This window comes from Salipiger sp. 1_MG-2023, assembly GCF_030547555.1.
Classification (GTDB): domain Bacteria; phylum Pseudomonadota; class Alphaproteobacteria; order Rhodobacterales; family Rhodobacteraceae; genus Salipiger.
This window is the reverse complement of sequence record NZ_JAUOQN010000020.1, coordinates 26341-38117: the sequence shown is the minus strand read 5'-3', so window position 1 is coordinate 38117 and position 11777 is coordinate 26341. Positions and strand designations below refer to the sequence as shown.

Annotated in this window: 15 protein-coding genes and 1 riboswitch; of the genes, 5 read left to right on the top strand and 10 right to left on the bottom strand. The window is 64.3% G+C overall.

Translation table 11 applies throughout. The annotated features are described in order from the left end of the window. Positions 1–34 precede the first annotated feature (34 nt). The 3 genes from Q4543_RS11555 to Q4543_RS11545 all read right to left on the bottom strand — a co-directional run bounded on the left by Q4543_RS11555 (position 35) and on the right by Q4543_RS11545 (position 3195). Entirely contained in the window at positions 35–688 is a 654-nt protein-coding gene (locus Q4543_RS11555) for a YggS family pyridoxal phosphate-dependent enzyme (protein ID WP_303438452.1), read from the bottom strand. After that, positions 679–2136, bottom strand: a complete 1458-nt coding sequence (locus Q4543_RS11550) for a sulfotransferase (protein ID WP_303438450.1) — start codon at positions 2134–2136, stop codon at positions 679–681. The genes Q4543_RS11555 and Q4543_RS11550 overlap by 10 nt, the downstream gene beginning before the upstream one ends. 96 nt (positions 2137–2232) lie before the next feature. Then, the gene (locus tag Q4543_RS11545; protein WP_303438448.1) at positions 2233–3195 is read right to left on the bottom strand and encodes a porin; all 963 of its coding nucleotides are present in this window, start codon (positions 3193–3195) and stop codon (positions 2233–2235) included. 267 nt (positions 3196–3462) lie between these two features. Here Q4543_RS11545 and Q4543_RS11540 point away from each other — a divergent pair, with 267 nt between their 5' ends. Beyond that, on the top strand, positions 3463–3981 hold the full coding sequence (locus Q4543_RS11540) for a DUF3576 domain-containing protein (protein ID WP_252737624.1): 519 nt from the start codon (positions 3463–3465) through the stop codon (positions 3979–3981). 20 nt (positions 3982–4001) lie between these two features. Here the strand turns inward: Q4543_RS11540 and Q4543_RS11535 are convergent, their stop codons facing one another. After that, on the bottom strand, positions 4002–4313 hold the full coding sequence (locus Q4543_RS11535) for a DUF1244 domain-containing protein (protein WP_216004535.1): 312 nt from the start codon (positions 4311–4313) through the stop codon (positions 4002–4004). Positions 4314–4345: 32 nt separating this feature from the next. Beyond that, positions 4346–5092: an N-formylglutamate amidohydrolase gene (locus Q4543_RS11530; protein ID WP_216004534.1), complete on the bottom strand. Its 747-nt coding sequence runs from the start codon at positions 5090–5092 to the stop codon at positions 4346–4348. Between the two features lie 147 nt (positions 5093–5239). Here Q4543_RS11530 and pyk point away from each other — a divergent pair, with 147 nt between their 5' ends. The 4 genes from pyk to rplT all read left to right on the top strand — a co-directional run bounded on the left by pyk (position 5240) and on the right by rplT (position 7907). Beyond that, positions 5240–6685, top strand: coding sequence for a pyruvate kinase (gene pyk / locus Q4543_RS11525; RefSeq protein ID WP_303438444.1), 1446 nt, complete (start codon positions 5240–5242; stop codon positions 6683–6685). 293 nt (positions 6686–6978) lie between these two features. Next, complete coding sequence (locus Q4543_RS11520) at positions 6979–7203, top strand: hypothetical protein (RefSeq protein WP_303438442.1); 225 nt, start codon at positions 6979–6981, stop codon at positions 7201–7203. A gap of 119 nt (positions 7204–7322) precedes the next feature. Then, entirely contained in the window at positions 7323–7523 is a 201-nt protein-coding gene (rpmI, locus tag Q4543_RS11515) for a 50S ribosomal protein L35 (protein WP_092426082.1), read from the top strand. An 18-nt stretch (positions 7524–7541) separates the two neighbouring features. Further along, on the top strand, positions 7542–7907 hold the full coding sequence (rplT, locus tag Q4543_RS11510; protein ID WP_216004531.1) for a 50S ribosomal protein L20: 366 nt from the start codon (positions 7542–7544) through the stop codon (positions 7905–7907). Positions 7908–8035: 128 nt separating this feature from the next. Here the strand turns inward: rplT and Q4543_RS11505 are convergent, their stop codons facing one another. Genes Q4543_RS11505 through Q4543_RS11485 form a run of 5 tightly spaced genes read right to left on the bottom strand, consistent with a single transcriptional unit; the run spans position 8036 to position 11430 of the window. After that, the gene (locus Q4543_RS11505; RefSeq protein ID WP_303438434.1) at positions 8036–8686 is read right to left on the bottom strand and encodes an energy-coupling factor ABC transporter ATP-binding protein; all 651 of its coding nucleotides are present in this window, start codon (positions 8684–8686) and stop codon (positions 8036–8038) included. Then, the gene (gene cbiQ / locus Q4543_RS11500; RefSeq protein ID WP_303438432.1) at positions 8677–9465 is read right to left on the bottom strand and encodes a cobalt ECF transporter T component CbiQ; all 789 of its coding nucleotides are present in this window, start codon (positions 9463–9465) and stop codon (positions 8677–8679) included. Before cbiQ ends, Q4543_RS11505 begins: the two co-directional genes overlap by 10 nt. A gap of 3 nt (positions 9466–9468) precedes the next feature. Then, positions 9469–10029: a cobalt ABC transporter permease gene (locus Q4543_RS11495; protein WP_303438430.1), complete on the bottom strand. Its 561-nt coding sequence runs from the start codon at positions 10027–10029 to the stop codon at positions 9469–9471. Beyond that, complete coding sequence (cbiM, locus tag Q4543_RS11490; RefSeq protein ID WP_216004527.1) at positions 10026–10637, bottom strand: cobalt transporter CbiM; 612 nt, start codon at positions 10635–10637, stop codon at positions 10026–10028. The genes Q4543_RS11495 and cbiM overlap by 4 nt, the downstream gene beginning before the upstream one ends. A gap of 7 nt (positions 10638–10644) precedes the next feature. Further along, positions 10645–11430, bottom strand: a complete 786-nt coding sequence (locus Q4543_RS11485) for a DUF4198 domain-containing protein (protein ID WP_303438428.1) — start codon at positions 11428–11430, stop codon at positions 10645–10647. 144 nt (positions 11431–11574) lie between these two features. Further along, positions 11575–11769, bottom strand: a riboswitch (cobalamin riboswitch). Positions 11770–11777: the final 8 nt, after the last annotated feature.

Here is an 11777-nt window from a genome sequence, read left to right as displayed (position 1 = left end):
CATACGCATACAAGCTATGCCGAAGCTCTGGGCATCAGCTGTAGTCGCGTTCTCCGAAGATTGCCGAGCCGACGCGCACATGGGTTGCCCCGAGTGCGATGGCCTCTTCGAAATCCGAACTCATGCCCATCGACAGCCCGGCCAGCCCGTTGCGCTCTGCGATCTTGCGCAGCAGGGCAAAATGCAGCGAGGGTGTCTCGTGCACCGGCGGTATGCACATCAAGCCAACCACCGGCAGATCAAGCGCGCGGGCCTCGGCGATGAAGGCATCGGCATTTGCGGGCATCACCCCGGCCTTTTGCTCCTCTTCTCCGGTGTTCACCTGAAGGAACAGATCGGGGCAGGCGCCGGTTTCCTGCGCCAGCCGGGCAAGGGTCTGCGCCAGCTTGGGGCGGTCGACCGAATGAATGGCCGAGAACAGCTCCATCGCGGCGCGGGCCTTGTTGGTCTGAAGCGGGCCGAGCAGATGCACCTGCACGCCGTCGTAGCGCTGCATGAACTCGGGCCATTTGCCCTGCGCTTCCTGCACCTTGTTTTCACCGAACAGGCGATGGCCCTGATCCAGCACCGCCTCGACGCGGGCGTTCGGCTGCACCTTGCTGACGGCGATCAGTTGCACGTCTTCGGCGTTGCGCTCGGCGGCGGCGCAGGCTTTGGCGATGCGCTCGCGAATGTCGGTCAGTCCCATGGATCGTCCCCCCAGGCCCGGATAAAGGGCGCCAGTTGCTGTTCATATTTCTGCCAGCCGCGGGCGCGGCCGGCGTGGATCGGCTGGCGCACCTGCGCCACGCTCAGCGTCTTGACCGCGGCGCTGCTGTCTTGCGGGGCAAGGCAGGCGTCTTGCCATTCCAGCCCAGCCGCCGCGATCAAAGCGCGCGATTGCGGTTCTGGATCGGTCACGAGGTCTTCGTAACGGATCTGATGAATCACCCCGGGCAGGGCGGCCTGCCACTGCGCCACGATGGCGCGAAAGCGTTTGATGCTATGGGCAAGGTCGGCCAGATCGTTGCCGTATCTATGGGTGCCGGTGACGAAATGGTTGCGCCAGATCGACAGGGCAATGTCGCGCGGATCGCGCTGCACCACCACAAAGCGCGCATCCGGAATCGCCGCATGCAGCAGGCCGATCACCAGATAGGACAGGATTGACTTGTCGGTGATCACCGGCGACTCGCCGGGCACATCGCGGCGCGCGAGCCTGCGGTAGCGCTCGGCAAAGGCGCGCATCTTTGCGGCGTCGGTGATCGGCTGCATCTCCTCGCCCGCGCCGAAGACCTGATAGGACAGGCGCAGCGCATGGCCGAGCTCTCCGCCCGCGCCGACGCGGGAATGGGCCGACAGGATACGCTCGACAAGGGTGGTGCCCGAGCGCGGCATCCCGGTGACAAAGATCGGCGCGGGTGCGCCGCTGGCCGTGCCTTGGGGCAGGGCGGATTGCGCCGCGATCACCGCGTCGAATTCGCGATCCTGCGCGGCAAGGTCAAACGGCGCGGCCTCGCGCTGGGCGGCATTGGCGCGCGACCAGCAGGCAAAGGCACGGGCCGGATCGCCGGTTTCATCCAGCGCCTTGCCAAGCGCATAGCCAAGATGCACCCGTTGATCGGGCGCCAGATCCTTGCGCGCCCAGAGCTGTTCCATCGCTTTGAGAAGCGGATCGCCCGGCGGGGTTTTGCGCGCGGCCAGAAAGATGCGATACAGCTGCGCCTCGCGCGGGTGGGCGCGGATCAGCTTGCGAAAGATCGCCTCTGCCTCGTCGAAGCGGCCGAGCAATTGCAGGGTATGGGCCTTGTCGGCGCGCGCCTTTAGGGCCTGACCGGGCAGGGCAGCCAGCGCATCGTAGAGCGGCAGCGCCTCGTCTGCGGCACCAAGCGCGCGAAATCGCTCGGCGGCGTGGATCAGCAGCTTGGCGTTGCCCGGTGCGCGCTGCGCGGCGCGGCGCAGATGCGACAGGCAGGCATCGCGGTCGCCCTCTTCATAGGCGATGCGAGACAGATGAAACGGCGCGTCGGCGCCGGTGGTATCGAAAAGGTCGATCTGTTGCAGCGCGGTCTTGGCCTGCGCGAGCTGTCCGCGCGCCATGGCGCTTGCAGCCTGCTGGCGCAGGGTGGCGAGGCGCTGGGGAGAAAGCGGCAACATGGGGTCGGCTCCGGTCGGCTATGCGCCCTGTGGGTCGCACAAAAGAAAAGAGCGGGCAATGCCCGCTCTTCCCTCGTATCTGTATCTCGTGAGAGATCAGAAGGACATCGCCAGACCCAGCGAGTAGGTGTTGACTTCGTCGGAGAACGAGTCGCCGTCCGAGTGGCCAAAACCGAACTTGGCCGAGAGGCCGCCGCCGAGGTCGTAAGCAGCTGCGAGACCGTAGCCGCTGTCTTTGTAGTCGTTGCCGTAGTCGAACTGGCCCCAGTTGAAGCCAACTGCGAGTGCGTTCATCTCGTAGCCAAGGCCGAGACCCCAGTGGTTCACGTCGTCGGACACGCCGTCGATGTCGGTGTTGGAGTAGTCGATACCAGCCGAGAAGCCGCCTGCGAGACCAGCGACAACACCGAGACCGGTGGTTGCTGCGTAGTCGTCAACTGCCTGGTAGCCGAGGCCGACGGTCAGGTCGACAGTCGAAACGGTGCCGCTCCATGCGCCTGCGATGCCCCAAACGGTGTCGCCCATGCCGGAGACGTCTGCGCCGTCTGCAACCTGCTCAGCCGACAGCGAGAAGGTGAAGGCGTCGTAGGCGTAGTCGAGGCGAGCGATCTGGCCGTCGCCCAGGCCGTCGAGGCCGGTGATGCCAAGTGCATCGCCGTCGCCGTGCTGGAAGCCAGCGTGGACGGTTTCGTCGTCGGCCAGCGAACCGCCTGCAAGCGCCATCTCGGGAACGAGCTTGTCCAGCGCGCCGTCGGTGTCACCCATGGTCAGGGTCATGCCACCGTAGGAGATGAACATGTTCTCGCCGCCCTGAACCGAGGGGTCCTCGAAGTCAGGGGTGTCGGTTGCTTCGTCGAGGTCGATGGTCGCGCCGAAGGTCAGACCGTTGTCTGCTTCACCGGTCATGGTGAAGGTGACGTCGAGGTCGGTGAAGAATTGCGTGTCAGCGTAGTTGCCGCCAAAGACACCCATTTCGGCGGAGCCGGTCAGTGCGACTTCTGCGGAAGCGACGCCTGCGGTCGCGACCAGTGCGGTAGTCGCAAACAGAATCTTTTTCATTGTTTCCCTCATGTGTTCGTAAGGCACGTCTCAATCCGGGTTGCCCGGCCTTGATGTGCCTCTCTATGCGCCCCGGGGCCTCGGGTTGGCAACTGGTGCCGGGGTGGGTCCGGCAACAAGCTAGGCAGTGATGCGATTCTGCCACAACGGTTTTTGCCCCCTGCGAGGCCCCGCGCGGCGGGCAAGCCATTGACGACTTGTCGCGCCCGCGGCGCATGGGTATGCAGGGAGCAGATTTACGGACCGGACGGGCAGGAGCTTGGGCGAATGACTTTGATGCGTGACATGGCGAGGCTGTCGCTTCTCTGCGGGATGCTGGCGCTGGCAGGCTGCGGCTGGTTCGACCGGAAGGGCGACGATACGCTGGTTGTGCCGCCGGGCAACGCCGAAACATCGCAGCGGATCATCGAAGAAGAGATCTATGGCCGCGAGGGCAAGCCGACCTCGACGATCTGGGACATCTTCAAGGCGCGCGAGGATGCGGGCAAGGTTGGCGCGGTCAACCGCTACATCTGGGATGCGTCGCTGGATGTGCTGGATTTCCTGCCGGTGGAATCGGTCGATCCGTTCACCGGGGTGATCATCACCGGCTACGGCACGCCCCCGGGCGGCGGGCAGGCCTATCGCGCCACGATCTATGTCTCCGATCCGGCGCTGGACGCCCGCTCGCTCAACGTGGCGCTGATGTCGCGCTCGGGGCCGGTTGCGGCGGCGACCACGCGCACGGTCGAGGATGCCATCCTGACCCGTGCCCGCCAACTGCGCCAGCAGGACAGCAAGCTGTAAGCCTGCTGCCCCTTGGGGCGTTACTTCTTTAGGACATTTTCGTCGAAGGCCGTCTTGAAGGCGGCCTTTTTCGCGTCGTCCGCCTCGGTCTGGTTCTGCGCGCGCCACTGATCATAAGGCATGCCGTAATAGATCTCGCGCGCCTCGTCCTTGGCGATCTCGATGCCGCGCTCGGCGGCGGCCTCCTGATACCAGCGTGACAGGCAGTTGCGGCAGAACCCGGCGAGGTTCATCAGATCGATGTTTTGCACATCGGGCCGATCTTCCATCAGATGCTGGCGCAGTCTGCGGAAGGCGGCGGCTTCGATTTCGGTGCGGGTTGCGTCGTCCATCGGGGTCTCCTTGTGGATGTCAGGGCAGGGTGTCAGGGGGCGACCGCGTCCAGCGCGGCCTGCAGATGCGGGGCCAGCCTGCGGCCCCATGCCTGCTGCGCCTCTGGCTCGGCGATCAGGTCGCTGCGCAGTTCAAGCAGGGTGTTGTTGCGCCCGTGGCGCAGGGCATGGCGGTGAACCGCATCGCCGGGCAGGTGGCCAGGGTAGGGCTGGTTGCGCCCAACGCGCTCGGGGCCAAGATCCGGCTCGGCGCTCAGCTGCGCGATCAGCGGATCGGACAGGCGCGAATCCCATGCATGTAGAATGCCGACATGCCACGGGCGGGGGCCTCGGCCGCGCAATTGCGGCGTAAAGGAATGCACCGCGATGAGGGCGATATCATGCCGCCCCGCCGCCATCCGCTCGATTGCGGCATGGTAGGGGTGCCAGTAGGCATCGAGCCTGCGCGCCTTTTCGCCCGCATCGGCATGGCGGTTTCCCGGAATGATCGAGCCGTCATACAGCCGCATCAGCAGCGTCGGGTCGTCTTCGCCGCGGTTCGGGTCGATCACCAGCCGCGAGAAATTCGACGCCACCAGTGGCGCGTCAAGCGCCTGCGCCAGCGCCCGCGCCGTGCCAAGAGCGCCTATATCATAGGCGATGTGCCGCGCCATGTCCGCTTCGGGCAAGCCGAGGCTTCCCCCGAGGTCGGGCGGTACGGTATTCGTGGCGTGATCACAGGTGACCAGAAAACGACTTTTCCGGTCCTCTCCTTCTATCGTGCAGGGTGTATAAGTCATGGTATCCGTCGTGCTGCTGTGCCTTGGATTAGAGCAGTTGCACGACAAATGGAATTGCGCGATACCGAAGACAAGCGTTAGCGGTAACTCGTTCAGCGTTGAACAAATACGAAGAGCCCGGCACCGACCAGGCAGGGGAGACGGAAGATGAGACGACTGCGCAAAGTCAAGATCGTGGCCACGCTCGGCCCGGCGAGCAACACCTACGAGATGATCCGGACGCTGCACGAGGCCGGCGCCGACGTCTTCCGCCTCAACATGAGCCACGGTACCCACGACGACATCACCAAGATGCACCGCCTGATCCGTCAGGTGGAAAAGGATCTGGACAGCCCGATCGCCATTCTGGCCGACCTTCAGGGGCCGAAGCTGCGCGTGGGCGAATTTGCCAATAAGGAAGAAGAGCTGGAATGGGGCGAGACCTTCCGGCTCGATCTCGACACGGCGCCCGGCACGAAAAAGCGCGTCTGCCTGCCGCATCCCGAAATCTTCGCGGCGCTTGGCGTCGGCGCGCATCTGCTGGTGAACGACGGCAAGATCCGCCTGCGGGTCGAGGAATGCGGCAAGGATTTCGCCAATTGCGTCGTCGAGGCGGGGGGCACGATTTCCAACCGCAAGGGTGTGAACGTGCCCGACGTGCTGCTGCCGCTGGCAGCGCTGTCCGAGAAAGACCGCAAGGATCTGGAATTCGCCGCCGCGCTTGGTGTCGACTGGCTCGCGCTCAGCTTTGTGCAGCGCCCCGAAGACGTGATCGAGGCCCGCAAGCTGGCCGATGGCCGCGCCGCGATCCTGTCGAAGATCGAAAAGCCTTCGGCGGTGAAGAGCTTCGCCGAGATTCTCGAAGTCTCCGACGGGGTGATGGTTGCGCGGGGCGATCTGGGCGTCGAGCTGCCGGTGCATTCGGTGCCGCCGATCCAGAAGCAGCTGATCCGCATGTGCCGCAAGGCGGGCAAGCCGGTGATCGTTGCGACGCAGATGCTGGAATCGATGATCGAAAGCCCGATGCCGACCCGGGCCGAGGTTTCGGACGTGGCGACCGCCATCTACGAGGGCGCCGATGCGGTGATGCTGTCGGCGGAATCCGCCGCCGGGCAATACCCGGTCGAGGCGGTGACCACGATGAACAACACCGCCATCGCCGTCGAAAACGACCCCACCTACACCGAGGTCATGGAAGCCAGCCGCAACATCGATAAGCAGAGCATTGCCGATGGCATCGTTGCCGCCGCCCGCGAGATCGCGGAATCGGGCAACATCAAGGTGATCTGCTGCTTTACCTCGTCGGGCACCACGGTCGCCAAGGTGGCGCGCGAGCGGCCCCGCGTGCCGATCATCGCCATGACCTCGCTGCGGGGCACCGCACGGCGGCTGTCGCTGACATGGGGGGTGAATTGCGTGATGACCGGCGAGCTGGAACGCTTCAAGCAGGCGGTGGTGAATGCCGCCCGTGCGGCGCGCGCGCAGGGCTATGCCGGCACCGAGGACCAGATCGTCGTGACCGCCGGTGTGCCTTTCAACATGCCCGGCACCACCAACATCCTGCGTGTGGCGCCCTGTAACGAACGGCTGATCTACACCACCGATCCCGAGTGATGCGCGGATTCATCTAAAGCGGGGGCGCTCCGGACATGGTGACGGGGCGCCCCATCCTTGACCGCCGCCTTCCGCGATCAAGGCGGATCAAGAGACCGGCGCGCCGTCACCTCGGGGTGGTTTCGCGATCCGGCCAGGGCCTGCGGCTAGGCCGAGGCTTTGAAGCAACTTCTCAATTATCCGGAGGCCGCCCTCGGCACAGCCTGCCCTGTCGATCGACAAAGCGGCGGGACGGGTGTCGCCAGAAAGGCGCCCGTGCTAGGCTGGCGGTAAACCTGACAGGGCGTGGATTGATGCAGCCAGACCAATATCTTGTGCTCGGGCTTTTCCTCGTGGCGATTTCGATTCCCGCAATCATTTCCGCATGGTCCGACGGGCAGCCCCCGCGCGTCGGGGCGGTGATGGCGGTGGCCGGGCTTGCGGTGCTGTTGTATGGCAACCTGCAAGCGCCCGGAGGCTATCGCCTCGCCGACATTCCCGAGGCGATCTATGGCGTCATTGCGCAGGTGATCCGCTAGACGATAGCGCCTCTTGCATCGCAGCGCGCACCGCCTTATAGGAGCGCTTCCTACCGTGTGGCCGGCCCGAAGTGGCATGCCGAGTCGCGCGTTCACCGCAGTACGTCAAGGAGACGGAAATGCCCAAGATGAAGACCAAGTCGAGCGCCAAGAAGCGCTTCAAGGTGACAGCGACCGGCAAGATCGTCGCAGGTCAGGCCGGCAAGCGCCACGGCATGATCAAGCGCACCACCAAGTTCATCCGCGACGCGCGCGGCACCACCACGCTGTCGGCCCCCGACGCCAAGATCGTCAAGGGCTATATGCCCTACGACCGCTGAACGAAGGAGAGCTGACAAATGGCACGAGTCAAAGGTGGTACGGTTACCCACGCCCGTCACAAGAAGGTCCTCGATCAGGCAAAAGGCTATTATGGCCGCCGCAAGAGCACCTTCAAGGTTGCAGCCCAGGCCGTCGACAAGGCCAACCAGTACGCGACCCGCGACCGCAAGAACCGCAAGCGCAACTTCCGCGCCCTGTGGATCCAGCGGATCAACGCGGCCGTTCGCTCGCATGACGAGGCTCTGACCTACTCCAAGTTCATCAACGGTCTGACCAAGGCCGGGATCGAGGTTGACCGCAAGGTTCTCGCCGATCTCGCCGTGCACGAGCCCGAAGCATTCGGTGCCATCGTGGAGCAGGCAAAGGGCGCGCTGGCTGCCTGAGCCAAGCCCCTGTGAGCAGACTGAAACCGCGCCGGGCACCCCGGCGCGGTTTTTTCGTGTCGACAGACCGGATGAGCCATCTTGCGGCAGAACTGCCGCGGTTCAATGGCCATCCCGAACAGACAGTATCAGGCGGGATGGACAAGACCGTCGCGGATTTCGACCTCTGCGCTGGTGATCTGTGCCCGGAATTCGGCAGAGTGGCTGACCAGAAGGATCGCCTGAGGCAGCGCTTGCAGAATGTCGATCAGCCGCGCCTCGTTCTCGGGGTCCAGCCCATTCGTCGGCTCGTCCAGCAACAGCACCTCTGGCTGCATCGCCAGAACGGTTGCCAGCGTCACCAGACGTTTTTCGCCGCCCGACAGCTTGTGGGTAATGCGGTCGCGCAAATGGGTGAGCCGCAGGTCCGACAGCAGCGCGTCAACGATCGCCAGCGCCTCGGCTTTTGATTTGCCAAGGTTCAGCGGGCCAAAGGCGATGTCCTCGGCGACGGTGGGGCAGAAGAGCTGGTCGTCGGCATCCTGAAACACCAGTCCGATGCGGCGCCGGACCTCGTGAAAGTCGGACTCGCGTGCGCGCGTTTGGCCAAAGGCGCGCACCACGCCGCGCTGCGGTGTCTGAAGCCCAAGGATCACCCGCAGCAGCGTGGATTTGCCCGAGCCGTTCGGCCCAATCAAGGACAGGCGCTGACCGGGACGCAATCGCAAACCCGCCCCTGACAGGATCGCAGCCTGCCCCGGATAGCGGATATGGATATCCTCAAGCTCGATCAATGCCATGCGATTTCCAGACAAATCAGAAGCCCCAATGCGCCCGCGAACACCTTTGCAAACCGCCGATCCTTCGCCGTCAGGGTAAAATCCTGCAACAGGTGGAAGCGCCCAGAAAAGCCGCGGCATTTCATCGCCTGCAAGATCCGTTCGGACCGTTCGATCGCGCGCACCAGCATCATTCCGACCAGATAGCCGAAACTGCGATAGCTGTGCCAGTTGGTGCCGGGGCGAAAGCCGCGCACCTTCATCGCGGCGCGCAGGCGCAGGTATTCCTCGCGCAGAACCTCGATATAGCGGATCGTGAACATCAGCAGATGCACCAGCGTTTCGGGCAGGCGCAGCGCGTGCAGCGCGTGGCCCAGCGTCACCGGCTCCATTGTGCCGACCAGTGTCATCAGCGCAAGGATCACCGCATTGGCGGTCAGCGCGATGTCCACGCCCTGCCACAGCCCCTGCCACGTGGCGGGCATGCCCCACAGAATGAACATTGGATCGCCCGGCACGGTGAAGGGTAAAAGCAGCACCATGAAGACAATGAAGCTGTCCATCATCGCCATGCGCTTCAGGGTCGCCCGCAACGGCAGGCCCGACAGGATCAAAAGCCCAAGCGAAAGCCCCATCGCGATCCCCAGCGTCATCAGCGATGACAGCCCCACCACCACCATGGCGAACAGAATGGCGGCCAGAATGCGCAGCCGTGGATCGATGCTGCCGATCAGGCCTGCAATGCGGCGGCTGCCGGGGTGTGTCAAAGTCGTTTCATTCGGTCCAAGCGCATGTGCCATGCGTCAACCCGCCAGCTTGCGGCGCGCCGCCAGATAAAAGCCCAAGCCGAAAAGCCCCGCGATATAGCCGATGCCGCCAAGGATCGTCTGAAGCCCGGTGTGCTCTTTGTAGGCGGCGATCTCACGGCGCAGGGGGCGGATTTCGTTGCGCACGGCCTCGGCGATGGCCTGCCGCTCGGCGTTGCTCAGCGCGGCTGAGGGGGGCGCGGTTTCCGCGACCTCTGCGCTTTTTGTGGGCGCGAAGCCAAGGATCGCGGCCACCTCATCGGCGGGCATCGTCACCTCGGCCAGATGGCCTGCGCCCAGATCGGCGCGGAACAGATGGGCGATTGGCTGCGTCGGGACAAAGGTAAAGAACCCGTCCGCATCGGTGATCGCCTGCCCCAGTTCAGCGCCATCCGGCCCAAGCACCAGAACCTGCGCCTCGGCGGCCATGTCGCCATTTGAAAAACCGATTTCGCCCTCGATCGTGCTTCCGGCGGCAAACACGCCCGCGATCACCTTATGGGCCAGTGCCGGCGCAGGGCCGATGATCAACGCCAATGCAACTATCAGGGCTTTCATGCGGAGGCTCCGGTCTGGAACAATTCGGGTTTGACCTGACGGGCCAGCAACACGGCAAAGCCGGTCAGCACCGCTTCGATGGCCATGACCGGGATATGGGCAAAGAAAACCAGTCTTGCGGCGGGCAGGAATGCGTCACCCGACAGCGCCAGCGCCGCAGCGACCATTGCCGTGGTGGCCGCGATGGCAAAACCCCCGCCGATGCCGCCCCAGATCGCCCCCGCAAGCGGCGAGCCGCGCCCGATCAGCCGCCCGAACAGCATCCAGGCCAGCACCGCGGGCAGCGCGATGTTCACCGTGTTGGCCCCAAGCACCGTCACCCCGCCAAAGCCAAAGAACACCGTCTGCAACAAAAGGCCGACAAACAGCGCCGGAAACGCCGCCCAGCCCAGCAAGATCCCGGCCAGACCGTTCAGGATGAGATGCACCGAAGACGGCCCGATGGGCACATGGATCAGCGAGGCCACAAAGAAACTGGCCGAAAGCACCCCCGCCGCAGGGATGCGTTCCAGTGTCAGGCTGCGCAAGCCAAGCGCGATGCCGCCCGCCGCAGCAAACGCCCCGGCGATCACCACAGGATTGGACAGCGCGCCATCTACGATATGCATGGCAAGATCACTCCATGTCCCAGGCGCGGATCCAGATCACTGCATCCTGGCTCAGATCCTTGCCGTCATGTTCGCTGGCAGGGCCGGTTCCCAGCGCGGCAAAGCCCCAATACCCGGCCTTGGGGATCCCAAAGGTGAAATAGCCGCTGGCATCGGATATGGCGACGATGGTCCCCCCCGGCATGGCGCCGACAACCGGCGCGCTAGAGGCTGCGCTGTCCATGTCGGGTTCGGCCGCCATGTATTCGATTTCGATCTCGGCGCCCGCAACCGGCTGGCCGTTGGCCAGAACCTGCCCGGTAAAGGTGGACCCGGCGAGGATATTATAGGGTTTGTTCAGGGGCAGGATTTCGGTGGGCAGCCCGACCGGGGTCATCCAGTCGGTCGGCAATCCGTTGCGATTCAGGAACGCCTTGGTGATCTGCTGGATGTAAAGTTCCTCGGAGGCCTCGTAATAGGGCGTGGGCACCGTGACCAGAACGTAATCGCCCGAGCGTTTCACCGGCACATGCCCCTTGAAGGCATCGCCACTGTTTTCACCGCCGGTGAAGGGCACCGGCGTCAGCGTGTCGATCAGGTCGGTCCGCTCGCCATTATGAATCACGTAGAATTCCTGCGGAAGCGCCATGTCCATCACATGCCCGTTGTCCATCGGGTGCCAGAAGATCAGCTTGACCGGCACATCGCCGGGCTGCTCGATCATGGTCTGCGTGGTGTATTCCAGCAGGAAATGCGCCGAGGCCATCGCAGGCAGGCATAGCGCAATGGCACTGGCAATCAGGGTCTTTTTCATCGATCCGTCCCGTTTATGGCGCCACACCCGGCGCCTTTGCGTAACAACGGCGGGGTCGGATCGGACCGGGACGATGCGCCAGGGATCGGCGCGCGGAGCCTCGGCCAAACACGCACCCCGGCGTCTGGTGGATGCGCCCCGTTTACCATGGGGCACATGTCCGGCAGGTCTCCTGGCTTGCGGGTCAATGCGTTGGACCAGCCTTCCCGGATTGCTCCAGTGGCATGTTGGCCCTGCTCGCCGCTGACAGTTGCGGGGGCAGCTGCAGATTTGGCGCGGGCGCCGCACTGCATTCCCTCTTTCGCCCGAAAAAACGGGACCGGTCATGGCGCTTACCTGACAGACCA